Source organism: Enterobacter sp. 198, from assembly GCF_009025585.1.
Taxonomy (GTDB): domain Bacteria; phylum Pseudomonadota; class Gammaproteobacteria; order Enterobacterales; family Enterobacteriaceae; genus Enterobacter; species Enterobacter ludwigii.
Genome location: NZ_WCIM01000030.1, coordinates 709,523 through 735,553, shown reverse-complemented (window position 1 = coordinate 735,553; position 26,031 = coordinate 709,523). Strand labels below are relative to the sequence as shown.

The 26,031-nt window shown below is 55.4% G+C and carries 25 protein-coding genes; 11 read left to right on the top strand and 14 right to left on the bottom strand.

Annotated features, from left to right (window positions below):
• The first annotated feature begins 74 nt into the window (after nucleotides 1–74).
• A complete protein-coding gene (gene purT, locus F8561_RS21780) occupies nucleotides 75–1,253 on the top strand; it encodes a formate-dependent phosphoribosylglycinamide formyltransferase (RefSeq protein WP_151887931.1) in 1,179 nt (392 codons plus the stop codon).
• A 41-nt stretch (nucleotides 1,254–1,294) separates the two neighbouring features.
• On the opposite strand, the gene kdgA is transcribed toward purT, so the two are convergent.
• The 3 genes from kdgA to zwf all read right to left on the bottom strand — a co-directional run bounded on the left by kdgA (nucleotide 1,295) and on the right by zwf (nucleotide 5,497).
• Nucleotides 1,295–1,936: a bifunctional 4-hydroxy-2-oxoglutarate aldolase/2-dehydro-3-deoxy-phosphogluconate aldolase gene (gene kdgA, locus F8561_RS21775; protein ID WP_020883402.1), complete on the bottom strand. Its 642-nt coding sequence runs from the start codon at nucleotides 1,934–1,936 to the stop codon at nucleotides 1,295–1,297.
• A 39-nt stretch (nucleotides 1,937–1,975) separates the two neighbouring features.
• A complete protein-coding gene (gene edd / locus F8561_RS21770; RefSeq protein ID WP_014170631.1) occupies nucleotides 1,976–3,787 on the bottom strand; it encodes a phosphogluconate dehydratase in 1,812 nt (603 codons plus the stop codon).
• 234 nt (nucleotides 3,788–4,021) lie between these two features.
• Entirely contained in the window at nucleotides 4,022–5,497 is a 1,476-nt protein-coding gene (gene zwf / locus F8561_RS21765) for a glucose-6-phosphate dehydrogenase (RefSeq protein ID WP_020883401.1), read from the bottom strand.
• Nucleotides 5,498–5,854: 357 nt separating this feature from the next.
• On the opposite strand from zwf, the gene F8561_RS21760 reads away from it, so the two are divergent.
• Both F8561_RS21760 and pyk read left to right on the top strand, forming a co-directional pair.
• The gene (locus F8561_RS21760) at nucleotides 5,855–6,724 is read left to right on the top strand and encodes a MurR/RpiR family transcriptional regulator (protein WP_025203851.1); all 870 of its coding nucleotides are present in this window, start codon (nucleotides 5,855–5,857) and stop codon (nucleotides 6,722–6,724) included.
• A 124-nt stretch (nucleotides 6,725–6,848) separates the two neighbouring features.
• Nucleotides 6,849–8,291, top strand: coding sequence for a pyruvate kinase (gene pyk, locus F8561_RS21755; protein WP_020883399.1), 1,443 nt, complete (start codon nucleotides 6,849–6,851; stop codon nucleotides 8,289–8,291).
• Between the two features lie 55 nt (nucleotides 8,292–8,346).
• Here the strand turns inward: pyk and lpxM are convergent, their stop codons facing one another.
• From lpxM to znuA, 3 genes are all read right to left on the bottom strand, one after another.
• Nucleotides 8,347–9,318: a lauroyl-Kdo(2)-lipid IV(A) myristoyltransferase gene (gene lpxM, locus F8561_RS21750; protein ID WP_032678429.1), complete on the bottom strand. Its 972-nt coding sequence runs from the start codon at nucleotides 9,316–9,318 to the stop codon at nucleotides 8,347–8,349.
• Nucleotides 9,319–9,437: 119 nt separating this feature from the next.
• The gene (gene mepM, locus F8561_RS21745) at nucleotides 9,438–10,757 is read right to left on the bottom strand and encodes a murein DD-endopeptidase MepM (protein WP_014170636.1); all 1,320 of its coding nucleotides are present in this window, start codon (nucleotides 10,755–10,757) and stop codon (nucleotides 9,438–9,440) included.
• Between the two features lie 15 nt (nucleotides 10,758–10,772).
• Nucleotides 10,773–11,717 (bottom strand): zinc ABC transporter substrate-binding protein ZnuA, encoded by a 945-nt coding sequence (gene znuA / locus F8561_RS21740; RefSeq protein ID WP_025203849.1) that lies wholly within the window; start codon nucleotides 11,715–11,717, stop codon nucleotides 10,773–10,775.
• Nucleotides 11,718–11,793: 76 nt separating this feature from the next.
• Here znuA and znuC point away from each other — a divergent pair, with 76 nt between their 5' ends.
• Nucleotides 11,794–12,549, top strand: coding sequence for a zinc ABC transporter ATP-binding protein ZnuC (gene znuC / locus F8561_RS21735; RefSeq protein ID WP_020883396.1), 756 nt, complete (start codon nucleotides 11,794–11,796; stop codon nucleotides 12,547–12,549).
• Complete coding sequence (gene znuB, locus F8561_RS21730) at nucleotides 12,546–13,331, top strand: zinc ABC transporter permease subunit ZnuB (protein ID WP_151887930.1); 786 nt, start codon at nucleotides 12,546–12,548, stop codon at nucleotides 13,329–13,331. The genes znuC and znuB overlap by 4 nt, the downstream gene beginning before the upstream one ends.
• 39 nt (nucleotides 13,332–13,370) lie before the next feature.
• Here znuB and ruvB read toward each other — a convergent pair whose 3' ends face one another.
• The 6 genes from ruvB to aspS form a co-directional block, all read right to left on the bottom strand.
• Entirely contained in the window at nucleotides 13,371–14,381 is a 1,011-nt protein-coding gene (gene ruvB, locus F8561_RS21725) for a Holliday junction branch migration DNA helicase RuvB (RefSeq protein ID WP_014170640.1), read from the bottom strand.
• Between the two features lie 8 nt (nucleotides 14,382–14,389).
• Nucleotides 14,390–15,001 (bottom strand): Holliday junction branch migration protein RuvA, encoded by a 612-nt coding sequence (ruvA, locus tag F8561_RS21720; RefSeq protein WP_151887929.1) that lies wholly within the window; start codon nucleotides 14,999–15,001, stop codon nucleotides 14,390–14,392.
• Nucleotides 15,002–15,081: 80 nt separating this feature from the next.
• On the bottom strand, nucleotides 15,082–15,603 hold the full coding sequence (gene ruvC, locus F8561_RS21715) for a crossover junction endodeoxyribonuclease RuvC (protein ID WP_020883394.1): 522 nt from the start codon (nucleotides 15,601–15,603) through the stop codon (nucleotides 15,082–15,084).
• Between the two features lie 34 nt (nucleotides 15,604–15,637).
• Complete coding sequence (locus tag F8561_RS21710) at nucleotides 15,638–16,378, bottom strand: YebC/PmpR family DNA-binding transcriptional regulator (RefSeq protein ID WP_014170643.1); 741 nt, start codon at nucleotides 16,376–16,378, stop codon at nucleotides 15,638–15,640.
• A gap of 27 nt (nucleotides 16,379–16,405) precedes the next feature.
• Complete coding sequence (gene nudB, locus F8561_RS21705; RefSeq protein WP_014170644.1) at nucleotides 16,406–16,849, bottom strand: dihydroneopterin triphosphate diphosphatase; 444 nt, start codon at nucleotides 16,847–16,849, stop codon at nucleotides 16,406–16,408.
• A 1-nt stretch (nucleotide 16,850) separates the two neighbouring features.
• Nucleotides 16,851–18,638 (bottom strand): aspartate--tRNA ligase, encoded by a 1,788-nt coding sequence (aspS, locus tag F8561_RS21700; RefSeq protein WP_032678430.1) that lies wholly within the window; start codon nucleotides 18,636–18,638, stop codon nucleotides 16,851–16,853.
• A 264-nt stretch (nucleotides 18,639–18,902) separates the two neighbouring features.
• Between aspS and F8561_RS21695 the strand changes: the two genes are divergently transcribed.
• The 5 genes from F8561_RS21695 to cmoB are packed head-to-tail and all read left to right on the top strand — an operon-like array spanning nucleotide 18,903 to nucleotide 22,483.
• A complete protein-coding gene (locus F8561_RS21695) occupies nucleotides 18,903–19,469 on the top strand; it encodes a hydrolase (protein ID WP_063156573.1) in 567 nt (188 codons plus the stop codon).
• Nucleotides 19,466–20,284 carry a DUF72 domain-containing protein gene (locus F8561_RS21690; RefSeq protein WP_151712416.1) on the top strand — a complete coding sequence of 273 codons (819 nt, stop codon included), beginning with the start codon at nucleotides 19,466–19,468 and terminating at the stop codon, nucleotides 20,282–20,284. The genes F8561_RS21695 and F8561_RS21690 overlap by 4 nt, the downstream gene beginning before the upstream one ends.
• A gap of 51 nt (nucleotides 20,285–20,335) precedes the next feature.
• Nucleotides 20,336–20,731: an MAPEG family protein gene (locus F8561_RS21685; protein ID WP_020883391.1), complete on the top strand. Its 396-nt coding sequence runs from the start codon at nucleotides 20,336–20,338 to the stop codon at nucleotides 20,729–20,731.
• Between the two features lie 40 nt (nucleotides 20,732–20,771).
• A complete protein-coding gene (cmoA, locus tag F8561_RS21680) occupies nucleotides 20,772–21,515 on the top strand; it encodes a carboxy-S-adenosyl-L-methionine synthase CmoA (RefSeq protein WP_020883390.1) in 744 nt (247 codons plus the stop codon).
• Entirely contained in the window at nucleotides 21,512–22,483 is a 972-nt protein-coding gene (cmoB, locus tag F8561_RS21675) for a tRNA 5-methoxyuridine(34)/uridine 5-oxyacetic acid(34) synthase CmoB (RefSeq protein WP_020883389.1), read from the top strand. The genes cmoA and cmoB overlap by 4 nt, the downstream gene beginning before the upstream one ends.
• A 190-nt stretch (nucleotides 22,484–22,673) precedes the next feature.
• Here cmoB and cutC read toward each other — a convergent pair whose 3' ends face one another.
• Both cutC and F8561_RS21665 read right to left on the bottom strand, forming a co-directional pair.
• On the bottom strand, nucleotides 22,674–23,417 hold the full coding sequence (gene cutC, locus F8561_RS21670) for a copper homeostasis protein CutC (protein ID WP_121339431.1): 744 nt from the start codon (nucleotides 23,415–23,417) through the stop codon (nucleotides 22,674–22,676).
• Nucleotides 23,418–23,493: 76 nt separating this feature from the next.
• A complete protein-coding gene (locus F8561_RS21665; protein WP_014170652.1) occupies nucleotides 23,494–24,054 on the bottom strand; it encodes a VOC family protein in 561 nt (186 codons plus the stop codon).
• 239 nt (nucleotides 24,055–24,293) lie between these two features.
• Between F8561_RS21665 and argS the strand changes: the two genes are divergently transcribed.
• Nucleotides 24,294–26,027: an arginine--tRNA ligase gene (gene argS, locus F8561_RS21660; RefSeq protein ID WP_014170653.1), complete on the top strand. Its 1,734-nt coding sequence runs from the start codon at nucleotides 24,294–24,296 to the stop codon at nucleotides 26,025–26,027.
• The last annotated feature ends 4 nt before the right edge of the window (nucleotides 26,028–26,031 follow it).

Here is a 26,031-nt window from a genome sequence, read left to right as displayed (position 1 = left end):
GCTCTTGGGCCCTGAACAAGACAGACGCAAACGTTTACGTTTATAATGCGCGCAACTTTTTCAGGGGGATTGTTATGACTCGTTTAGGAACCGCGCTGCGACCTGCGGCGACGCGTGTGATGCTGTTAGGATCGGGCGAACTGGGTAAAGAGGTCGCCATTGAGTGCCAGCGTTTGGGCGTGGAAGTCATTGCAGTGGATCGTTACGCTGACGCACCTGCCATGCATGTCGCCCACCGTTCTTATGTGATCAATATGCTGGATGGCGATGCCCTGCGTACGCTGATTACGCAGGAGAAACCGGATTTCGTGGTACCCGAAATTGAAGCCATTGCCACCGATACGCTGATCGCCCTTGAGCAGGAAGGCCAGCGCGTGGTGCCCTGCGCAAAAGCGGCCAAACTGACCATGAACCGCGAAGGCATTCGTCGTCTGGCAGCTGAAGAGCTGGCCTTACCTACCTCAGGCTACCGTTTTGCCGGCGATAAAGCCGCTTTCCTGCAGGCTGTCGACGAAATTGGCTACCCGTGCATCATTAAGCCCGTCATGAGTTCCTCCGGTAAAGGACAGAGCTTTATCCGCGACAGCAGCACTCTGGATAAGGCGTGGGAGTATGCCCAGCAGGGAGGACGTGCCGGTGCCGGTCGCGTGATTATCGAAGGTGTCGTAAAGTTTGATTTCGAAATCACGCTGCTGACGGTCAGCGCCGTTGATGGCGTCCATTTCTGCGATCCGATTGGCCACCGTCAGGAAGATGGCGACTATCGTGAGTCCTGGCAGCCGCAGCAGATGAGCGATCTGGCGCTGGCACGTGCGCAGGAAATTGCCCGTAAAGTGGTTCTGGCGCTGGGCGGTTACGGATTGTTTGGCGTGGAGCTGTTTGTCTGCGGCGATGAGGTAATTTTCAGTGAAGTCTCCCCTCGCCCGCACGATACCGGGATGGTCACGCTGATTTCGCAGGACCTTTCTGAATTCGCCCTGCATGTGCGTGCCTTCCTCGGCCTGCCCGTTGGCGGCATTCGTCAGTACGGCCCGGCGGCTTCGGCGGTGATCCTGCCGCTATTAACCAGCCAGAACGTCACCTTTGATAACGTCGAAGGGGCTATGGGTGCAGGCTTGCAGGTTCGTCTGTTCGGGAAACCGGAGATTGACGGCACGCGCCGCCTTGGCGTGGCGCTAGCGACCGGTGAAAACGTGGATGAGGCTGTGGCAAGAGCCAAAACAGCCGCCGCGAACGTGAAGGTTGCAGGATAAAAAAAACGGGCCAGCAGGCCCGTTTTTCATACTGTCTTCGCTTACTGCTTCGCGCCTTCAACCGCTTCGCGAGCCAGTTTAGTGATGCGATCCCAGTCGCCTGCTTCCAGCGCATCCGCAGGAACCAGCCATGAACCGCCGATGCACAGGACACTCTTCAGCGCCAGGTAGTCACGGTAGTTTGCCGGAGAGATACCACCCGTCGGGCAGAAGCGAACCTGAGAGAATGGACCCGCAATAGCCTGCAGCGCTTTGGTGCCGCCGTTAGCTTCAGCCGGGAAGAATTTGAACTCTTTCAGGCCGTAATCCATACCCATCATCAGTTCAGATACGGTGCTGATACCCGGGATCAGAGGGATCGTGCCTTCGGTTGCAGCTTTCAGCAGCGGCTCGGTCAGGCCAGGGCTGATAGCGAACTGCGCGCCCGCTTCGGTCACGTCAGCCAGCTGCTGTGCGTTCAGTACGGTACCCGCACCGATGATCGCGTCCGGCACTTCTTTGGCGATAGCGCGAATAGCGTCCATCGCGCAGGCGGTACGCAGGGTCACTTCCAGAACACGAACACCACCCGCGACCAGGGCTTTCGCCATCGGGACAGCATGTTCCAGCTTGTTCACCACGATTACCGGCACGACAGGGCCAGTGGTCAGGATTGCTTCTGCACTTGTTTTCCAGTTTTTCATCAGAGTTTTCTCTCGCCAGATCGATAAAATCAAGTCGTCTTAAAACGTAATACAGGTTGCGCCCTGCTCCGCACCGGAGAGTTTCTCACGCAGCGCGCCAAACATTTCGCGTCCGGTTCCCACGCGCGATGCGCTCAGGTCAGGAATATGTGGCTTACGTGCCGCCAGTTCAGCGTCATCCACCAGCAGGGTTAACTCACCTGTCTGACCGTTAACGCGGATCATGTCTCCATCACGAACTTTCGCCAGCAAACCGCCGTCGTAAGCTTCCGGGGTCACGTGGATAGCAGAAGGCACTTTACCTGATGCGCCAGAGAGGCGTCCATCGGTCACTAACGCAATTTTGAAACGGCGGTCCAATAATACACCAAGTGGCGGCATAAGTTTATGTAATTCTGGCATCCCGTTCGCTTTTGGCCCCTGATGGCGCACCACAACGACGCAATCTTTGTCGAGCAGACCGGCATCAAACGCAGGCAAAACGTCATGCTGGCTTTCAAACACCACGGCCGGCGCTTCGATAATCTGGTTCTCTTCCGGTACGGCGGAGGTTTTCATCACCGCACGCCCCAGGTTACCGCTGAGCACTTTGGTGCCGCCGTGACGAGAGAACGGTTGTTCAAAGGTGGCGATAACCTGTGCGTCAAGCGAGGCGGTGGCGCCTTCACGCCAGTCAAGCTCACCGTTATTGAGCCACGGCTCATGGGTATAACGCTGCAGACCAAAGCCCGCCACGGTGTTCACATCTTCATGCAGCAGACCGCCTTTCAGAAGCTCGCGCATCAGCACCGGCACGCCACCGGCAGCCTGGAAGTGGTTGATGTCAGCCGGGCCGTTCGGGTACAGGCGCGCCATCAGTGGCACCACAGACGAGATATCCGAGAAATCATCCCAGTTAATCAGGATGCCCGCCGCGCGCGCCATCGCCACCAGATGCATGGTGTGGTTGGTTGAACCGCCGGTTGCCAGCAGCGCAACGATACCGTTGACGATCACTTTCTCGTCGACCATTTTACCCAGCGGCATCCACGCGTTGCCGTTACCGGTCAGACGCGTTACCTGGCGGGCAGCTGCTTCAGTCAGGGCCTTACGCAGTGGCGCATCCGGCTGAATGAAAGAGGACCCAGGAAGCTGCATCCCCATAAATTCCACCACCATCTGGTTGGTGTTGGCCGTACCGTAGAAAGTACAGGTGCCCGGCGCATGGTAGGAGGCGGCTTCCGCTTCCAGCAGTGCCTGACGATCTGCTTTACCTTCCGCATACAGCTGACGGATACGCACTTTTTCTTTGTTTGGCAGGCCGCTTGCCATCGGACCTGATGGCACGAAGATCGCAGGCAGATGACCGAACGACAGCGCTGCCATGGCCAGCCCCGGGACGATTTTATCGCACACGCCGAGGTACAGCGCGCCATCAAACATATTGTGAGACAGGCCCACTGCGGCCGACATCGCAATCACTTCGCGGCTCAGCAGAGAGAGCTCCATCCCATCCTGACCCTGCGTCACGCCGTCGCACATGGCCGGCACGCCGCCCGCGACCTGGCCTACTGCATTGACGCTGTGCAGCGCTTTACGGATGATCTCCGGATACACTTCATACGGCTGATGCGCAGAAAGCATGTCGTTGTAGGAGGTAATGATGGCGATATTGTTACGCAGCATGCTTTTCAGCGAGGCTTTATCGTCGGGCTGGCAGGCGGCGAAACCGTGCGCCAGGTTACCGCAGGCGAGTTGTGAGCGATGAACGGTATTACTTTTGGCCTGTTCAATCCGGGCGAGGTAGGCAGAACGGGTCTCTTTCGAGCGCTCAATAATGCGCTGTGTTACGCGTAACAATGTCGGATTCATAAAAGCTCCTCTAATTTATCTGTCCGGGCTCGGGAGTTTACAAAGTCGCTGGCGATTATTAACAACGCTGAAACGCTTGCTGTCCGGAGCTCAGGGGCAAAATCACTTCCGGCAGTGTAATAAAAAAAGCTCCGCGGGTGAATCCACGCGGAGCTTAAAAGTTTATAAATTGTGCCACGAGCTGTGTTAGATCATGTTACCGGTAAAATAACACCTAAGAGGCAGCTGATTATTTTACTCAAACTCATTCCAGGAGCGGCCATCACGGGTGATCATCGCGACGGACGCGACAGGCCCCCAGGTGCCCGCCTGATACGGTTTTGGCGCATCCTGATCCGCAGCCCAGGCTTCAGTGATGGAGTCGACCCATTTCCACGCTTCTTCCACTTCATCGCGACGCACGAACAGCGCCTGGATACCGCGCATGGTTTCCAGCAGCAGACGCTCGTAAGCATCGGCAAGATGAGTCTGATTGAACGTTTCGGAGTAGCTCAGGTCCAGCTTGGTGGTCTGCAGGTTATGTTTGTGATCCAGGCCCGGCACTTTGTTCAGGATCTGGATGTCCACCCCTTCGTCTGGCTGCAGACGAATGGTCAGTTTGTTCTGCGGCAGCTCTTGCCAGGACTCTTTGAACAGGTTGAGTTCAGGGTTTTTGAAGTAAACGACCACTTCGGAACATTTGGTCGGCAGACGTTTACCGGTACGCAGGTAGAACGGAACACCCGCCCAGCGCCAGTCATCGATATCCACGCGGATCGCCACAAACGTCTCGGTATTGCTCGCCTTGTTGGCGCCCTCTTCTTCCAGGTAGCCCGGCACTTTTTTACCCTGAGCAAACCCTGCGGTGTACTGGCCGCGTACCGTTTTCTCACGCACGTTTGAGCGATCGATGCGACGCAGTGACTTCAGCACTTTCACTTTAGCGTCACGAATGCTGTCCGCCGTCAGGTCAGACGGTGGAGACATGGCAATCATGCAAAGGATTTGCAGCAGGTGGTTCTGGATCATGTCGCGCATCTGACCGGCCTGGTCAAAGTAACCCCAGCGGCCTTCGATACCTACCTCTTCGGCCACGGTGATTTCCACATGGTCGATGGTACGGTTGTCCCAGTTATTCACAAACAGGGAGTTGGCAAAACGCAGCGCCAGCAGGTTCAGTACCGTCTCTTTACCAAGATAGTGGTCGATACGGTAGACCTGGCACTCTTCGAAGTACTCGCCGACCTGGTCGTTAATTTCGCGGGAGGTTGAAAGAGAGGTCCCCAGCGGTTTCTCCATCACCACGCGTGCCGGTTTAGCGTTCAGCTTCGCTTCGCCCAGGCCTTTGCAGATTGCACCGAAAGTGCTTGGCGGCATGGCGAAGTAGTTAATGGTGACACGGTTTTTCTGATCCAGCATCGCGCCTAAACGGTTAAACGCGCTGACGTCGTTCACGTCCAGGTTACAGAAATCAAGACGTCCGCTGAGGGTATCCCACAAACTTTCATCAATCTTTTCCTTCATGAACGTTTCGAGCGCCTCGCGTACGACCTTGGTATAAGCTTCCTTGTCCCAGTCGGCGCGCCCAACGCCCAGGATACGCGTATCCGGATGAATTTGGCCCGCTTTCTCCAGTTGATACAGGGAAGGCAGCAATTTCCGGCGTGCAAGATCGCCTTTCGCGCCGAAAATGACCAGGTCACATGCCTGGGCTGTTTGCGTTACCGCCATGTCATTCTCCTCAGTTGGATCACCTGGTACTTCTGCCAGGTATCGTTGTAATTTTATTACGTTGCACTGTACTGCTTTTACGTCATTCCCGAAACCATTAGCGCTTAACCTCGCGTGCGATACCGCGATTTTTTCGCCGTCAGCCGCTTGTGGTGGCGGAATCACGCAAAAAGCGTTGATTCTTTGAACTACAGGGTCATAACAAAACCCGACACCGATCAAGTAATGAAAAAAAACAACAACATTATCTTGTCGACTGTTACCCTTTATGGAAGCCACAGGGGTAATATCGGCTAAATCGAATCATGATTTCATGTATTAATGAAATCGTTTCCACCCATGAGCGCCCTGTTAACAATGAACATGCTGGAAAAAATCCAGTTCCAACTGGAACACCTTAGCAAATCCGAGCGAAAAGTGGCCGAAGTCATTCTTGCTGCTCCTGCTCAGGCGATTCATTCAAGCATCGCCGCTCTGGCGCAGGAGGCAGGCGTCAGCGAACCGACGGTTAACCGCTTCTGCCGTAGCCTTGAAACGCGCGGCTTTCCTGATTTTAAACTGCATCTTGCACAAAGTCTGGCAAACGGCACGCCTTATGTTAATCGCAATGTGGATGAAGACGACAGTGTTGATGCCTATACGGCAAAAATATTTGAGTCGGCCATGGCTACGCTGGACCACGTTCGCCAGTCCCTGGATATGAATTCCGTGAACCGCGCGGTGGATTTACTGACCCAGGCCAAGCGCATTGCGTTCTTTGGCCTCGGCTCGTCGGCGGCCGTGGCGCATGACGCCATGAATAAATTCTTCCGCTTTAACGTCCCGGTCATTTATTCCGATGACATTGTCCTGCAACGCATGAGCTGTATGAATTGCAGTGAAGATGATGTCGTGGTACTCATTTCGCACACTGGGCGCACCAAAAGCCAGGTGGAGCTGGCGCAACTGGCGCGTGAAAACGATGCCATGGTTATTGCCCTCACGACGGCGGGCACGCCGCTGGCAAGAGAAGCGACGCTCGCCATCACCCTTGACGTCCCGGAAGACACCGACATGTATATGCCGATGGTCTCCCGTCTGGCGCAGCTCACGGTGATTGACGTGCTGGCAACCGGTTTCACCCTGCGCCGTGGCGCAAAATTCAGAGATAACTTGAAGCGTGTCAAGGAAGCGCTTAAGGAATCGCGTTTTGATAAAGAATTGCTTATGAAAAGCGATGTTCCCTAAATAGTTTAATAACTACGATGTAACGATTTACGGCATTCGGTCCTCTCTCTGTTGCCTTGCAGCAGATGAAGGCCGATTTAATGTTCACGCAACACCAAAGTTGTTTCAGTCAACGGAGTATTACATGTCCAGAAGGCTTCGCAGAACCAAGATCGTAACCACCTTAGGCCCGGCCACTGACCGCGATAACAATCTCGAGAAAATTATCGCCGCGGGTGCCAACGTGGTGCGTATGAACTTCTCTCACGGTACGCCAGAAGACCATAAATTACGTGCCGACAAAGTGCGTGAAATTGCGGCCAAACTTGGCCGTCATGTTGCTATCCTCGGGGACCTGCAGGGTCCAAAAATTCGTGTTTCAACCTTCAAAGAAGGTAAAGTCTTCCTCAATATCGGCGACAAATTCCTGCTTGATGCCAACCTGGGTAAAGGCGAAGGCGATAAAGAAAAAGTTGGGATCGACTATAAAGGTCTGCCGGCTGATGTTGTGCCTGGCGATATCCTGCTGCTCGACGACGGTCGCGTTCAGCTGAAAGTGCTGGAAGTTCAGGGGATGAAGGTATTCACCGAAGTCACCGTCGGGGGCCCGCTCTCAAACAACAAAGGCATTAACAAACTCGGCGGTGGCCTCTCAGCCGAAGCGCTGACCGATAAAGACAAAGCGGATATCGTGACCGCTGCGCTGATTGGCGTTGACTACCTGGCCGTCTCCTTCCCGCGCTGTGGCGAAGACCTGAACTACGCGCGCCGTCTGGCACGTGATGCGGGCTGTGATGCCAAAATCGTTGCTAAAGTGGAACGTGCGGAAGCCGTTTGCGATCAGGACGCGATGGATGACGTGATTCTGGCGTCTGACGTGGTGATGGTTGCTCGTGGCGATCTGGGCGTGGAAATTGGCGACCCTGAGCTGGTGGGGATCCAGAAAGCCCTGATCCGCCGTGCACGTCAGCTTAACCGCGCCGTGATCACCGCAACCCAGATGATGGAATCCATGATCACCAACCCAATGCCGACCCGTGCAGAGGTGATGGACGTGGCTAACGCCGTGCTGGACGGTACCGATGCCGTAATGCTTTCTGCAGAAACCGCAGCCGGCCAGTACCCTGCTGAAACCGTAGCCGCGATGGCACGCGTTTGCCTGGGTGCTGAAAAGATCCCAAGCATCAATGTCTCTAAACACCGTCTGGACGTGCAGTTCGACAACGTGGAAGAAGCGATTGCGATGTCTGCCATGTACGCCGCTAACCACCTGAAAGGCGTAACGGCGATTATCACCATGACCGAATCTGGCCGTACCGCGCTGATGACCTCCCGTATCAGCTCCGGTCTGCCCATCTTCGCCATGTCCCGTCACGAGCGTACGCTGAACCTGACGGCGCTGTATCGCGGTGTCACGCCGGTTCACTTCGACAGCACCAACGACGGTGTCGCGGCTGCCCACGACGCCGTGAACCTGCTGCGCGACAAAGGCTATCTGGTCTCCGGTGATATCGTGATTGTGACTCAGGGTGACGTGATGAGCACCATCGGCTCGACCAATACCACTCGCGTATTGACCGTCGAGTAAGCACGCCCCTGTTAAAAAGCCCGCTCTTTTCGGAGCGGGCTTTTTTTATTTCTGCTTATTTCTTCGGGAAAAGCTCTTTGCGTTTGTACGGCTCTGTTTCACCGGGCTTACGCGTTTTGAGCAACTTCAGTATCCACGTGTATTGCTCAGCATGCGGTCCCACCAGAATCTCGACCTCTTCGTTCATTCGACGCGCAATGGTGTGATCGTCCGCCGTCAGTAAATCATCCATCGGTGGACGCACTTCAATGCTCAGGCGATGGGTTTTCCCGTCGTATACCGGAAACAGCGGAATGACGCGCGCACGGCAGACTTTCATCAGGCGGCCAATCGCCGGCAACGTGGCTTTATACGTCGCGAAGAAATCCACAAACTCACTGTGCTCGGGGCCGTGGTCCTGATCCGGCAGATAGTAACCCCAGTAGCCCTGACGCACGGACTGTATAAACGGTTTAATGCCATCATTACGCGCATGCAGACGGCCACCAAAACGGCGCCGCACGGTGTTCCAGACGTAATCAAAGATCTTATTGCCCTGGTTATGGAACATTGCCGCCATTTTCTGCCCCTGTGACGCCATCAGCATCGCAGGAATATCCACGCCCCAGCCGTGAGGAACGAGGAAGATCACCTTCTCGTTGTTGCGGCGCATCTCTTCGATGATTTCCAGCCCTTTCCAGTCAACTCGCGTCTGAACTTTCTCCGGCCCTTTGAGCGCCAGTTCGGCCATCATCGCCATGGCCTGCGGCGCGGTCGTGTACATGTCGTCAATCAGCGCTTCACGCTCAGCGTCACTCTTCTCCGGGAAACAGTACAGAAGGTTAATCTGCGCACGGCGACGGGCACTTTTACCAAACCGGCCCGCCAGGCGGCCTATTTTTCCCAGTACCGGATCGCGAACCGAGGCAGGTAACATCGCAATCCCCGCAAATGCGTAAACGCCAAGCCAGGCACTCCAGTTGCGCGGGTGGCGAAAAGATTTTTCAAACTCAGGAATGTACTCAATATTGTTTTTTTGGGTTTCCATGCTGGTTCCAGGGTCTGGTGACGCAAAATTTCATTCAGATAGTGTAGCGAGGCAGCCGCTCGCGCACAAAACAAAAAGCCGGCACATACTGAGGCCGGCTTTTTCACAAAACAGAGGGCTTAATCAAAGCGCAGCTGCGGAATCACCTCTTTCACCTGCGCCAGGTAATCGGAACGATCTTTACCTGTCAGGCCTTCGGTACGCGGCAGTTTCGCCGTAAGCGGGTTCACTGCCTGTTGGTTAATCCATACCTCATAGTGCAAATGCGGCCCGGTAGAGCGCCCGGTATTCCCGGAGAGCGCGATACGGTCGCCACGTTTCACTTTCTGTCCCGGCTTAACCAGTAGCTTACGCAGGTGCATATAGCGGGTGGTGTAGGTACGACCATGACGCACCGCGACATAATACCCGGCTGCACCGCTACGTTTTGCAATCACCACTTCGCCATCACCCACAGCCAGCACAGGTGTCCCCTGCGGCATGGCAAAGTCAACGCCACGGTGCGGCGCAACGCGCCCGGTGACCGGGTTCAGACGGCGCGGGTTAAAGTTGGATGAGACACGGAATTGTTTAGCCGTCGGGAAGCGCAGGAACCCCTTCGCAAGCCCGGTACCGCTGCGGTCGTAGAACTTACCGTCTTCGGCACGAATGGCGTAGTAATCTTTGCCATCAGAGCGCAAACGCACGCCCACCAGTTGGCTCTGCTCACGCTTGCCGTCAAGCATTTCACGGGACATGAGAACGGAGAATTCATCGCCTTTCTTCAGTTTGCGGAAGTCCATTTGCCACTGCATAGCTTTGATTACCGAGCTGATCTCGGCGCTGGTCAGCCCCGCATCGCGCGCGCTGGAGACAAAGCTTGCGCCTACGGTCCCTTTCATCACGCTGTTCACCCAGTCGCCTTTCTGCATTTCACTGGTCATCTTGAAACCGTTTGCAGTGCGATCGTAGGTGCGGGTTTCGCGACGGGACATTTCCCAGGTCAGGCGTTGCAGATCGCCATCAGCGGTTAACGTCCAGGAGAGCTGTTGACCAATTTTCAGATTACGAAGATCTTTATCAGCCGCCGCCAGCTGGCTGATGTTTCCCATGTCGATACCGTACTGGTTCAGAACGCTGCTTAACGTATCACCCGTCGAAACGACATATTCGTGGATCCCCGCTTCATTCTCGGTTTTATCGTCCAGCTCATCCTGCGGGATGGCTTCATCTTCCTGAGCCGCCTGGTCGATAGGTTCACTGGCCTCAGGGAGGAGAGAGCGGATCTCGCTCTTCTCAAGCTCGATGGTTTTGATGATTGGGGCAGAACTCGGATGGTAAACATAGGGCCGCCAGACGGCGACCGCTAACGTGAGAACTGTAAGAGACCCCAGCATAACGCGATGGGGTCGAGGCAGATTGTTAAATGCCAGGGCGACAGAGCGGGCTATCTGTTGCACGTATTCACTTCCTCGTTAATCTCCTTTCAGGCAGCTCGCATACTGGTTCGCCAGTTGGCTGAGAAACTGCGAATAGCTCGCTTTGCTCAACTGGATATTCGTTCCTAGCGGGTCAAGGGTTCCCATGCGCACGGATGTTCCCCTGGCCACGGCTTCTACGACCGCTGGCCTGAACTGTGGCTCAGCAAAAACGCATGTCGCTTTCTGCTCAACCAACTGTGTTCTGATTTCATGTAAACGCTGCGCACCAGGTTGAATTTCAGGGTTGACGGTAAAGTGCCCCAGCGGGGTCAGGCCGTAGTGTTTCTCGTAATAGCCATAGGCGTCATGAAAAACGAAATACCCTTTTCCTTTCAACGGTGCGAGCTCATTACCCACCTGCTTATCGGTTGCGGCTAATTGTGCCTCAAAATCCTTCAGGTTGGCGTCTAGTTTGGCTCGACTTTGCGGCATAAGTTCCACTAATTTGTCATGGATTGCAACCGCCGAAAGCCGCGCTATCTCTGGGGAAAGCCAAAGATGCATGTTGTACTCGCCGTGATGGTGATCCCCATCACCTTTTTCGCCGTCGGCGTGTCCGGCATCATGTTCATCACCGTCGTCGTCAGCCCCTTTCATGAGCAACGGTTTCACGCCCGGGAGTTCGGCAATGGCGACCTGTTTTTCGCCCGGCACCTGTTTTGCCGACTTCTGCATAAACGCTTCCATCTCTGGGCCAATCCAGACAACTAAGTCCGCGTTTTGTAAGCGTTTTACATCGGATGGACGCAGGGAATAATCATGCTCGGAAGCCCCATCAGGGAGCAGAACCTGGGTGTCAGTAACCCCATCTGCAATCGCGGAAGCAATGAAACCGAGCGGTTTAAGCGAAGCGACAACAGCAGCGTTAACATCTTGTGCTGTTGAACCCCAAAGGGCAGCGGATAATGCTGCGAAAAGAAGCGTATTTTTATGTAACATAATGCGACTAATCATCGTAATGAATGCGTGGGATGTGATATTATAACATTCGTTGACTTCTGCAAGCTTAATTGACATGACAACTTTGGTTTCTCTCGACAATATTTCGGTCTCATTTGGCCAACGCCGCGTCCTCTCTGACGTGTCGCTGGATCTGAAACCCGGCAAAATTCTGACGCTGCTCGGCCCCAATGGCGCAGGGAAATCCACCCTGGTGCGCGTGGTGCTGGGTCTGGTAACACCTGACGAAGGGATTATCCGCCGTGAGGAAAAATTACGCATCGGCTATGTACCGCAAAAACTCCACCTCGACGCCACGCTGCCGCTGACGGTTAGCCGCTTCCTGCGTCTGCGCCCCGGGACACATAAAGCCGATATTCTTCCGGCGCTGAAACGCGTGCAGGCAGGCCATCTGATTGATGCCCCGCTGCAGAAACTGTCCGGGGGTGAAACCCAGCGCGTATTGCTTGCCCGCGCCCTGTTGAGCAGCCCACAGCTTCTGGTGCTGGATGAGCCGACGCAGGGTGTGGACGTCAATGGTCAGGTCGCACTTTATGATTTAATCGACCAGCTACGCCGCGAACTCAACTGTGCGGTGCTGATGGTTTCCCACGATCTCCATCTGGTGATGGCCAAGACCGACGAAGTGCTGTGCCTTAACCATCACATCTGCTGTTCCGGCACGCCGGAAGTGGTGTCAATGCACCCTGAATTCATCTCCATGTTCGGCCCTCGCGGCGCTGAGCAGCTGGGAATTTATCGCCATCATCACAATCACCGCCATGATTTACAGGGACGAATTGTCCTGCGCCGGGGAAATGGACACTCATGATTGAACTGTTACTGCCCGGCTGGCTGGCCGGGATTATGCTTGCCTGTGCCGCGGGCCCACTGGGCTCGTTTGTGGTGTGGCGCAGAATGTCCTATTTTGGCGATACGCTGGCACACGCGTCTCTGCTGGGCGTTGCCTTTGGCCTGTTACTGGACGTGAATCCCTTCTACGCGGTGATTGTGGTCACGCTGCTGCTGGCCGCAGGGCTGGTATGGCTGGAAAAGCGCCCTCACCTCGCCATCGATACGCTGCTTGGTATTATGGCCCACAGCGCCCTGTCGCTGGGTCTGGTGGTCGTGAGCCTGATGTCGAACATTCGTGTTGATCTGATGGCCTACCTGTTCGGTGACCTGCTGGCCGTGACGCCTGAAGATCTGATCTGCATCGCCGCTGGTGTGGTGGTCGTGCTGGGTATTCTGCTCTGGCAGTGGCGTAATTTGCTGGCGATGACCGTCAGCCCGGATCTGGCGTTTGTCGACGGCGTGAAGCTGCAGCGCGTGAAGCTGTTGCTGATGCTGGTGACGGCGTTAACGATTGGTGTGGCGATGAAATTCGTCGGCGCGCTGATCATCACTTCCCTGCTGATTATCCCCGCGGCCACTGCGCGTCGTTTTGCCCGTACGCCGGAGCAAATGGCCGGTGTGGCGGTTATCATCGGGATGATTGCGGTAACGGGAGGGTTAACCTTCTCGGCGTTCTACGATACCCCTGCCGGCCCGTCTGTGGTGCTGTGTGGGGCGCTGCTGTTTATCTTCAGTATGATGAAGAAGCCTGCAAGCTGATCGCCTCTCCCCTCTCCCACCCGGGAGAGGGGACCTCTGCTACGGCATCGCTGGCGGGGTAATACCAAAATGGTTCCACGCCCGCACCGTTGCCATACGACCGCGCGGGGTACGTTGCAAGAAACCCTGCTGGATCAGATACGGCTCAAGCACATCTTCAATTGTCTCGCGCTCTTCACCAATCGCTGCCGCCAGGTTATCCAGTCCGACCGGACCGCCAAAGAACTTATCCAGTACCGCCAGCAACAGCTTACGGTCCATGTAGTCAAAGCCTTCGGCATCCACATTCAGCATATCCAGCGCCTGCGCTGCAATCTCAGCCGAGATCGTGCCATCGTGCTTTACTTCGGAAAAGTCACGTACGCGACGCAACAGGCGGTTCGCAATACGCGGCGTCCCCCGGGAGCGCTTCGCTACCTCAAACGCCCCTTCCTCGCTCATCTCCAGCCCCATATAGCGGGCACTGCGGCCAACGATATGCTGAAGATCCGCAACCTGATAGAACTCCAGACGCTGAACGATACCAAAACGATCGCGAAGCGGAGAGGTCAATGACCCGGCACGCGTCGTCGCGCCAATCAGGGTAAACGGAGGCAGATCGATTTTGATGGAACGTGCTGCCGGACCTTCCCCGATCATGATGTCCAGCTGGTAATCTTCCATCGCCGGATAGAGCACCTCTTCCACAACCGGCGACAGACGGTGGATCTCATCGATAAACAGCACGTCATGCGGTTCAAGGTTGGTCAACATTGCCGCCAGATCGCCCGCTTTTTCCAGTACCGGGCCAGAGGTTGTGCGCAGGTTAACGCCCATTTCATTGGCGACAATGTTCGCCAGCGTGGTTTTCCCCAGACCGGGAGGGCCAAAAATCAGCAGGTGATCGAGTGCATCGCCGCGCAGTTTTGCCGCCTGGATGAAGATCTCCATCTGAGAACGAACCTGCGGCTGGCCAATATACTCATCAAGCAGTTTCGGGCGGATGGCGCGATCCACCACGTCTTCTGCCTGAAGGGTGCCTGCCGATACCAGGCGATCTGCTTCAATCATCCTTTACCTCACAATGCCGCGCGTAGCGCTTCACGAATCAGGGTTTCACTGCTGGCATCCGGTTTGGCAATTTTGCTCACCATCCGGCTGGCCTCCTGAGGTTTATATCCCAGCGCCACCAGCGCAGCAACCGCTTCCTGTTCAGCATCGTCAGAGGCTTGCGCGCCCGGCGAGGTAAGCACCAGATCAGCGGCAAGCGTGAACAGATCGCCATGCAGACCTTTAAAGCGGTCTTTCATCTCGACAATCAGACGCTCCGCGGTTTTCTTGCCGATACCCGGGAGTTTAATCAGCGCAGCAGGATCTTCGCGCTCAACGGCATTGACGAACTGTGGAGCGGACATGCCGGACAAAATAGCCAGCGCCAGCTTCGGCCCTACGCCGTTAGTTTTGATCAGCTCGCGAAACAGCATCCGTTCCTGTTTGTTATTGAAGCCATACAGCAACTGGGCATCTTCACGCACCACAAACTGGGTAAAGACAATCGCCTCTTTGCCCGCATCCGGCAACTCATAGAAGCAAGTCATCGGCATATGGACTTCATAGCCCACGCCACCGACTTCCAGCAGCACTAACGGGGGTTGTTTTTCAATGATGATGCCTCTGAGTCTGCCTATCACGTGACGCTCCTGCGTTCTGGAAGAAATTAACTGCCGACATAATAAAAAAAGGCTGGATAAACATCCAGCCTGATTTGTCATTATCGTAACCTGCCTCGCGCCAGATTAAGCCGCGATTCGCTCATCTGAATCGCGTTCTGGCTTATATGACAGTGGGTAATGGCTATCGCCAGCGCATCGGCGGCGTCTGCCTGCGGGTTCGCGGGAAGCTTCAGAAGCGTGCGCACCATATGCTGCACCTGACTTTTCTCCGCGCTACCAATCCCCACGACGGTCTGTTTGACCTGTCTGGCTGCGTATTCGAACACCGGAAGATCCTGATTCACCGCCGCAACGATGGCAACGCCCCGTGCCTGACCCAGTTTTAACGCTGAATCGGCGTTTTTCGCCATAAAGACCTGCTCAATGGCAAAAAAGTCGGGCTGAAACTGGGTGATGATCTCCGACACGCCAGCATAGATTAGCTTCAGGCGCGACGGCAGATCGTCCACTTTGGTCCGAATACAGCCGCTGCCAAGGTAGGTTAACTGGCGCCCTACCTGCCGGATGACGCCATAACCGGTGACGCGCGAGCCGGGGTCAATCCCGAGGATAATCGACATCACGCGTCTCCCGTAAACGGTTTATACGCTCTCATCAGAGAGTCGCTGCAACCTCATCAGAGATTTCACCGTTATGATACACTTCCTGCACGTCGTCGCAGTCTTCGAGCATGTCGATCAGACGCAGCAGTTTAGGTGCCGTTTCTGCATCCATGTCCGCTTTGGTTGACGGGATCATGGAAACTTCAGCGTTGTCTGCTTTCAGACCCGCCGCTTCCAGCGCGTCACGTACCGCGCCCATCTCTTCCCACGCGGTGTAGACGTCGATTGCGCCATCATCATAGGTCACAACGTCTTCTGCACCGGCTTCCAGCGCCGCTTCCATGATTACGTCTTCGTCGCCTTTCTCGAAGGAGATGACGCCTTTTTTGCTGAACAGATAGGCCACGGAGCCGTCAGTGCCCAGGTTACCACCGCATTTGCTGAAGGCATGACGCACTTCCGCTACGGTACGGTTACGGTTGTCGGACAGACATTCAACCATCACCGCCGTACCGCCAGGACCGTAACCTTCATAAATGATGGTTTCCATGTTCGCGTCTTCATCACCGCCTACGCCACGAGCGATAGCACGGTTCAGGGTGTCACGCGTCATGTTGTTGGACAGGGCTTTATCCACTGCCGCGCGCAGACGCGGGTTAGACGCCGCATCGCCGCCGCCCAGACGTGCCGCTGTAACCAGCTCACGAATAATTTTGGTGAAGATTTTACCGCGCTTGGCATCCTGTGCCGCTTTGCGGTGTTTGGTGTTGGCCCACTTACTATGACCTGCCATAAAAATTTCCTCAAAGAGCGCGCCTTTTCAGGCTACGTTAATTACAAATTCTTCAATCGCCTGCCGGTTGCTCCACGATTTGGTCAGTGCAGCGGCATCCGCCGCATCCACCCAGCGGTAGGTCAGGTGTTCGGTAAACACGATCTCCCGTTCATGGGGGAGCGCGAGACAGAACCACGATTCCGTATTGCGCTCAATACCCGGCGCATAGCGATGACGTAAATGGCTAAAAATTTCAAACTCCACCGTGCGCTGACAGTCCTTCAGGGTCAGTTGCTCGCAAGCAACGTCAATGGTGACCTCTTCCTTCACTTCGCGCGCGGCGGCCTGCGACGCGGTCTCCCCCTCTTCCAGGCTGCCGGTAACCGACTGCCAGAAATCAGGGTCATCGCGCCGCTGCAACATCAGCACCCGTTTCGTATCTTCTGCATAAATGACAACCAGAACCGAAACGGGACGCTTATACTGCATATTATTCGTTCTCCGAAATCTCTTTTGAAGCTTTCGGAAGCACCTGAATGCCCAGCTCAGCCAGCGCGGCCGGGTTGGCAAAGCTTGGGGCTTCCGTCATCAGACAGGCCGCAGCCGTGGTTTTCGGGAAGGCGATAACATCACGAATGTTGTCGGTGCCGGTCAGCAGCATGGTCAAACGGTCAAGACCGAATGCCAGACCCGCGTGTGGCGGCGTACCGTATTTCAGAGCGTCCAGCAGGAAGCCGAATTTCTCGCGCTGTTCGTGCTCGTTAATTCCCAGAATACCAAACACGGTTTGCTGCATTTCTCCGCTGTGAATACGCACGGAACCGCCACCCACTTCGTAGCCGTTGATAACCATGTCATACGCGTTTGCTACCGCATCTTCCGGTGCCGCTTTCAGCTCTGCCGCCGTCATGTCTTTTGGCGAGGTGAACGGGTGGTGCATTGCGGTCAGGCCGCCTTCACCGTCGTCTTCGAACATTGGGAAGTCGATTACCCACAGCGGAGCCCATTTGCTCTCGTCCGTCAGGCTCAGGTCTTTACCCAGCTTCAGGCGCAGCGCGCCCATCGCGTCAGCAACGATTTTCTTGTTGTCTGCGCCAAAGAAGATCATGTCGCCATCCTGTGCGCCCGTGCGCTCGAGGATCGCTTCCACGATTTCCGCGTTCAGGAATTTCGCCACCGGGCTGGTAATGCCTTCCAGACCTTTCGCACGTTCGGTCACTTTAATATAGGCCAGACCTTTCGCGCCGTAGATCTTGATGAAGTTGCCGTAATCGTCAATCTGCTTACGGCTCAGCGCCGCACCGCCCGGTACACGCAGGGCAGCCACGCGACCTTTTGGATCGTTAGCCGGGCCGGCAAATACCGCGAACTCAACGGATTTCACCAGGTCTGCAACGTCCACCAGCTCCATCGGGTTACGCAGGTCTGGTTTGTCAGAACCGTAGCGACGTTCAGCTTCAGCGAAGGTCATGATGGGGAAATCACCCAGTTCCACGCCTTTCACGTCATTCCACAGACTGCGCACCAGGGCTTCCATCACTTCACGCACCTGCTCGGCCGTCATGAAGGAGGTTTCCACATCGATCTGGGTAAATTCTGGCTGACGATCAGCACGCAGGTCTTCGTCGCGGAAGCATTTTACAATCTGATAGTAGCGATCGAAGCCGGACATCATCAGCAGCTGTTTAAACAGCTGAGGAGACTGTGGCAGCGCGTAGAATTTGCCTTTGTGTACACGGGATGGAACCAGGTAATCGCGCGCGCCTTCCGGCGTGGCTTTGGTCAGCATCGGGGTTTCGATGTCGAGGAAACCGTGGTCATCCATAAAGCGACGCACCAGGCTGGTGATTTTCGCACGGGTTTTCAGGCGCTGAGCCATTTCCGGACGACGCAGGTCCAGATAGCGGTATTTCAGACGCGCTTCTTCAGTGTTGACGTGGTTGGAGTCCAGCGGCAGCGCTTCAGCACGGTTGATGATAACCAGATCCGACGCCAGCACTTCAATTGCGCCGGTCGCCATGTCTGCGTTAACGTTTTTCTCGTCACGCGCACGTACGGTGCCGGTGACCTGAATGCAGAACTCATTACGCAGCTCAGAAGCCAGCTTCAACGCATCTGCGCGATCTGGGTCGAAGAACACCTGAACGATACCTTCGCGGTCGCGCATATCGATGAAGATAAGGCTCCCAAGATCACGACGACGATTGACCCAACCACACAGGGTTACCTGCTGTCCAACGTGGGACTGACGCAGCTGCCCGCAATATTCTGTACGCATGAGATATCCCTTAATTAGCCGCAGGCTAAATGTCGCCTGGAATGCAGGCTACTATGTCGCAGCTTTCTGTATGTCACAACTGGATGAAAAAAGGCGGCTATTATACTGGAAATTCCGCCAGACGATAAGAGCGAACCACGGCCAGACGGTCGTTTGCTGCGCGCTTATTGTGTATTCTCACAAAAATTAACAAAATTATCCGACCGATAACAGGTCATTACGTCGTAAGGTGTAGCGGAAGCGACTCATTTCACTGGAGTTACCATGTTAACACTTAATGCCCGCAAAACCGCGCTTGTGGTGATTGATTTACAGGAAGGGATCCTGCCGTTTGCCGGAGGCCCGCACAGCGCCGAAGATGTTGTCAGCCGCGCCGCGCGTCTGGCAGAAAAATGCCGTGCCAGCGGCGCCCCTGTGATCATGGTGCGCGTTGGCTGGTCAGCGGATTTCGCTGAGGCCTTAAAACAGCCTGTCGATGCTCAGGTTGCAGCACATTCACTACCTGAAAACTGGTGGACCTATCCGGTTTCGCTCGGCAAACGGGACAGCGATATCGAAGTGACCAAACGCCAGTGGGGCGCATTCTACGGCACCGATCTTGAGCTGCAGCTGCGTCGGCGCGGTATCGACACCCTGATTCTCTGTGGGATCTCCACCAACATTGGCGTGGAATCCACCGCCCGAAACGCCTGGGAGCTGGGCTTTAACCTGGTGATTGCTGAAGATGCATGCAGCGCAGCGTCTGCGGAGCAGCACCAGAGCAGTATGACCCACATATTCCCGCGCATTGGCCGCGTGCGTAGCACGGACGACATTATAAGCGCCCTATGATCTACCTTGGCCTGCCCCAGTGGTCGCACCCGAAATGGGTGCGCCTGGGTATTACCAGCCTTGAAGAGTATGCCCGTCATTTCAACTGCGTCGAGGGCAATACCACTCTCTACGCGTTACCCAGAGCAGAGATTGTTGAGCGCTGGCACGACCAGACGACCGATGATTTCCGCTTCTGCTTCAAGTTTCCGGCGACGATCTCCCACACCGCTGCGCTGCGAAACTGCGGTGATTTGACCGACGAGTTCTTTGGCCGGATGTCGCCGCTGGCGAACCGCATCGGTCAGTACTGGTTGCAGCTTCCGGCCACCTTTAGCCCACGCGACCTGCCTGCGCTATGGCAGTTTCTTGATACCCTGCCCAAGGACTTTACCTACGGCGTTGAGGTGAGACATGCGGCATTTTTTGCCAAGGGAGAGGCTGAAACGGCGCTTAACCGTGGCTTACATGCGCGCGGGGTGAACCGGGTGATTCTCGACAGCCGCCCCGTGCACAGCGCCATTCCGCATAACGAGGCCATCATTGATGCCCAGCGTAAAAAGCCCAGGGTGCCTGTTCACGCCGTGGTCACCGCGCAAAACCCGATGGTCAGGTTTATCGGCAGCGATAATATGCAGCAAAACCAGGAGATGTTCGCCGTCTGGCTGCAAAAATTAGCGAAATGGGAGCAAACCACCACGCCGTATCTCTTTCTCCATACGCCGGATATCGCTCACGCCCCCGAACTGGTCGATGTTCTCTGGCAGGCCTTGCAGGCTGCGGTTCCGTCCGTTGGCAACGCCCCTTCTATCCCACAACAATCTTCTCTTTTCTGATATCAGCCCCTATCATAGGAAGGTGCCATCTGCCAAAAACAGGGAGTTAGTATGGTCAGCGCGCTGTATGCGGTGTTAGGTGCATTACTGCTGATTAAGTTTTCATTTGATGTTGTGCGCCTGCGAATGCAGTACCGTGTTTCTTACGGTGACGGCGGTTTTTCGGAGTTACAGAGCGCTATCCGCATTCACGGTAACGCGGTTGAGTACATCCCCGTTGCGTTAATTTTGCTGCTGTTTATGGAAATGAACGGCGCGGAAACCTGGATGGTGCACGTCTGCGGCCTGCTTCTGATTGCCGGCCGGTTAATGCATTATTACGGCTTTCACCACCGCTTGTTCCGCTGGCGTCGTTCCGGCATGAGCGCGACCTGGTGTTCGCTTTTGCTGATGGTGCTGGCTAACCTTTGGTATATGCCGTGGGAGTTGGTTTTCTCCTTCCATTAGCGCACAATACGCCACTTTATTTTTCCCGGATTTTTACGTTATGTCAGATCGCGACACGCTTTTTTCCGCGCCTATCGCCAGCCTGGGCGACTGGACCTTTGATGAACGGGTAGCCGAAGTCTTCCCGGATATGATCCAGCGCTCTGTTCCCGGTTATTCCAATATCATCTCTATGATCGGCATGCTGGCTGAGCGCTTCGTTCAACCCGGCACGCAGGTGTATGATCTGGGCTGCTCGCTCGGCGCGGCAACGCTGTCTGTTCGTCGTAACGTTCACCATGAAGGCTGCAAAATCATTGCCGTGGATAACTCCCCGGCCATGGTGGAACGCTGCCGTCGCCACATCGACGCGTATAAAGCCCCGACGCCAGTCGAGGTTGTGGAAGGTGATATCCGTGATATCGACATCAATAACGCGTCGCTGGTGGTTCTGAATTTTACTCTGCAGTTCCTGGTGCCTGAAGACCGTCAGCTGTTGCTGGACAAAATCTATAAAGGCCTGAAGCCCGGTGGCGCGCTGGTGCTGTCCGAGAAATTCAGCTTTGAAGATGCCGAAGTGGGTGAACTGCTGTTCAATATGCACCACGACTTCAAACGGGCCAACGGCTATAGCGAACTGGAAATTAGCCAGAAACGTAGCATGCTCGAAAACGTGATGCTGACGGACTCCGTCGAAACTCATAAAGCACGCCTGCGTCAGGCAGGCTTCGAGCACAGCGAACTGTGGTTCCAGTGCTTCAACTTCGGCTCGCTGGTGGCGCTGAAAGGTGGGGACATCGCATGATCGAGTTCAGTAATTTCTATCAGCTGATTGCCAAAAACCACCTCTCCCACTGGCTGGAGACGCTGCCTGCACAAATTGCTGCCTGGCAGCGGGATCAGCAGCATGGTCTGTTAAAGCAGTGGTCCAACGCGGTGGAGTTTCTGCCGGAACTGACCCCGCACCGTCTGGATCTGCTCCACAGCGTTACCGCGCAAAGCGAAACGCCGCTTCCGCCCGGGCAGATAAACCGCATTGAAACGCTGATGCGTAACCTGATGCCGTGGCGCAAAGGTCCGTTCTCACTCTATGGCGTTAACATTAATACTGAATGGCGTTCTGACTGGAAATGGGATCGCGTGCTGCCTCACCTTTCCGACCTCACCGGGCGAACCATTCTGGATGTTGGCTGCGGCAGCGGGTACCACATGTGGCGCATGATTGGCGCAGGGGCACATCTGGCAGTGGGGATTGACCCTATGCAGCTGTTCCTGTGCCAGTTTGAAGCGGTGCGTAAATTGCTGGGTAACGACCAGCGCGCGCACCTGCTGCCGTTGGGTATTGAACAGCTCCCTGCCCTGAAGGCGTTTGACACCGTGTTTTCGATGGGGGTCCTGTACCACCGCCGCTCCCCACTCGAACATCTGTGGCAGCTGAAAGATCAGCTGGTCAGCGGCGGCGAACTGGTGCTGGAAACGCTGGTGGTAGAGGGTGATGAAAATACCGTTCTGGTGCCGGGCGATCGCTATGCGCAGATGCGGAACGTTTACTTTATCCCTTCCGCGCCGGCGCTGAAAAACTGGCTGGAGAAATGCGGTTTTGTGGATGTCCGTATTGCCGATGTCTGCGTAACGTCAACTGAAGAACAGCGTCGCACCGACTGGATGATCACGGAATCACTGGCGGAATTCCTCGACCCGGCAGACCACAGCAAGACTGTCGAAGGGTATCCTGCGCCAATGCGCGCGGTGTTGATCGCGACGAAACCGTAGATTTTCCCCCACCCCCGGCCCTCTTCCCAAAGGGCGAGGGAGAAAAGACCGCACCGTACTGTCCCTCTCCTCTTTGGGGAGAGGGTTAGGGTGAGGGGCATAAAAAAAGGCCCCTGTTGAAATTGCAGGGGCCTGGTACAAGCAAGCATCATATTGGGCGACATGATGCGCGGTAAAAATCGGTACGTTGCTACACGTGATGACGTTCAATCATCGATTTCATTACCGCAACCGACTCTCCCTCTACACCGTAGCGTGAATACTCATCCGCTTCAGCATCCGTCGACATTGACAACCCTGTGTTGCGATAACGCATGGGCGATGGCATCCATTTGCCTGCAGAGCTGTGAAGCTCCTCTACCCCGGCGTTTAAAAACAGTTCCATATTGCTGGCACGTACTCCCGCACCCGCCATTATTATTGGAACACCGGAATGTGCTTTTAGTTCCGTAATTAATTGCAGTCCTTTTTCAGCAGAGGACTGCTGACCCGATGTCAGGACCCGCGCCACGCCAAGTTCAGCAAGAATATCAAAGGATTGCAGGGGATCTTTACACATATCAAACGCGCGATGAAAAGTGACCGCCATCCCTTTTGCCGCGTTCATGACCTGACGCATGCGCGGCAGATCGACATTGCCGTCTTCATCAAGCAACCCAATAACCAGGCCGGGGAATCCCAGATCGCCAACGAGAGTGATATCTTCAAGCATGGCACTGAACTCGCCCGGCGTGTAACAGAAATCGCCGCCGCGAGGACGAATAATCGGGTGTACCGGAACGGTGACAGCCTGACGGGCAGACTTCAGCATCCCGTATGAAGGCGTTAACCCACCCTCTTTGGGTGCGGCGCACAGTTCAATGCGGTCAGCCCCGTGCTGTTGCGCGGTGACGGCACACTCCACGCTGTAACAACAAATCTCCAGCAGCGCCATTACATCCTCCTTAATATCCACTTAACGCACCATCATGACACGCAGGCTACGCCCGGTCTCAGCGTACGGTCACATCTTATGCTTCGCTGGCAACAATCTGTTCAATCGTCCAGGGATGGAACTTCACGGTAACCTGTCCGTCAGTGACGGCCAGAGTAGGATTAGGCAGACGCTCACGTTCGCCTTTCGGGGAACTTGTTTTCACAAAAATGCCAGGCTTGCTCAGCCCCTCGTCAGACAACAGCGCCAGTGCACGAGCATTCAGCGTTTCGGGCTCACCCGGCAGGACAATTTCGATATGCTCCCAGCCTTCATGCGGATAGCGTTTCTCGCCCGGCCAGGGCAATTCGACTACACTGAACTGCCAGTGAGCCACGCACACCGGTTCATGCAGTTTGAACAGGCAAATGGGGCGACCGTTGATGATGTTCTCTGAGAGTAACTCGCCACACTGTTCAAACCCGCGACGCCAGCGCTCGGCGGTTGCGTTCTGATGGCAGCGCAAGGAGATGTGATCGGCCTCAAGCGGCGCAATATCCAGACCAAGGCGGGTGGCAAGTTCTGTGAACGCCTGGGTGAAGCGCGGTAAATCTGCGGAAATATCATGCAGTTCGTCAATGGAGTGCCAGTTCGCCATACGTCAGTCTCTTATCGTGTCGCAAAGCCGCTAATTTACTCTGTTGCCCTCTTTCGACCAACCTATGAATAGCGGTTTTTACGACTGCATGTTTATGCATGCTTTCTTAGCCTGGATTCTGAGCAATCTTCGGCCCCCGCAATGCTGACGCCAGAAGGCATTTGCAGTATACTCCCGCCCTAAATTCTTTAACTGGCGCGGGCGGTTATTTGCCCGCATCAAAAATGTAAGGTATCCAGGTGAATATTCAGGCTCTTCTCTCCGAAAAAGTCAGTCAGGCACTGATTGCCGCAGGTGCGCCTGCGGATTGCGAACCGCAGGTTCGTCAGTCAGCAAAAGTACAGTTTGGCGACTATCAGGCTAATGGCGTGATGGCAGTGGCTAAAAAACTGGGTATGCCGCCGCGACAACTCGCCGAGCAGGTGCTGACTCATCTGGATCTCACCGGTATTGCCAGCAAAACTGAAATCGCCGGCCCTGGATTTATCAACATCTTCCTTGAGCCTGCTTTCCTGGCACGCCACGTTGACGCGGCGCTGAAATCTGACCGTCTGGGTGTCTCCCAGCCAGAAGCGCAGACCGTGGTGATTGACTACTCAGCGCCAAACGTGGCGAAAGAGATGCACGTCGGGCACCTGCGTTCCACTATTATCGGTGACGCGGCCGTGCGTACCCTGGAGTTCCTCGGTCACAAAGTGATCCGCGCGAACCACGTGGGCGACTGGGGTACCCAGTTCGGGATGCTGATTGCTTACCTGGAAAAACAGCAGCAGGAAAACGCGGGTGAGATGGCCCTGGCAGACCTGGAAGGGTTCTACCGCGAAGCTAAAAAACACTACGACGAAGACGATGCTTTTGCCGAGCGCGCGCGCAGTTACGTGGTAAAACTGCAGGGCGGCGACCCGTACTTCCTCGAGATGTGGCGTAAACTGGTTGACATCACCATGTCCCAGAACCAGCTCACCTATAATCGTCTGAACGTTACCCTGACCCGTGACGATGTGATGGGTGAAAGCCTCTATAACCCGATGCTGCCTGGCATTGTGGCCGACCTGAAAGCCAAAAACCTGGCGGTTGAGAGCGAAGGCGCTACGGTCGTGTTCCTTGATGAGTATAAAAACAAGGAAGGTGAACCGATGGGCGTGATCATCCAGAAAAAGGATGGCGGCTATCTCTACACCACCACCGATATCGCCTGTGCGAAATACCGTTACGAAACGCTGCATGCGGACCGCGTGCTGTACTACATCGACTCCCGTCAGCACCAGCACCTGATGCAGGCGTGGACTATCGTGCGCAAAGCAGGCTACGTGCCGGATTCCGTGCCGCTTGAACACCATATGTTCGGCATGATGCTGGGTAAAGACGGTAAGCCGTTCAAAACCCGTGCAGGCGGTACCGTGAAGCTGTCCGACCTGCTGGACGAAGCGCTGGAACGCGCCCGCCGTCTGGTGGCCGAGAAGAATCCGGATATGCCTGCCGATGAGCTGGAAAAACTCGCCAACGCCGTGGGTATCGGTGCAGTGAAGTACGCGGATCTTTCCAAGAACCGTACCACCGACTATATCTTCGACTGGGATAACATGCTGGCCTTTGAAGGTAATACTGCGCCGTATATGCAGTACGCCTACACCCGCGTGCTCTCCGTGTTCCGTAAAGCCAGTATCGATGAAAGCGCGCTGGCCAATGCTGAGGTAATCATTTCCGAAGATCGCGAAGCCCAGCTGGCGGCACGTCTGCTGCAGTTTGAAGAGACGCTGGCCGTTGTCGCACGTGACGGTACCCCGCATGTGATGTGCTCTTACCTGTACGATCTGGCGGGTCTGTTCTCCGGTTTCTACGAACACTGCCCTATCCTGTCTGCGGAAAGCGAAGCGGTCCGCAACAGCCGCCTGAAGCTGGCTCAGCTGACGGCGAAGACCCTGAAGCTGGGTCTGGATACCCTGGGTATCGAAACCGTAGAGCGCATGTAATAAA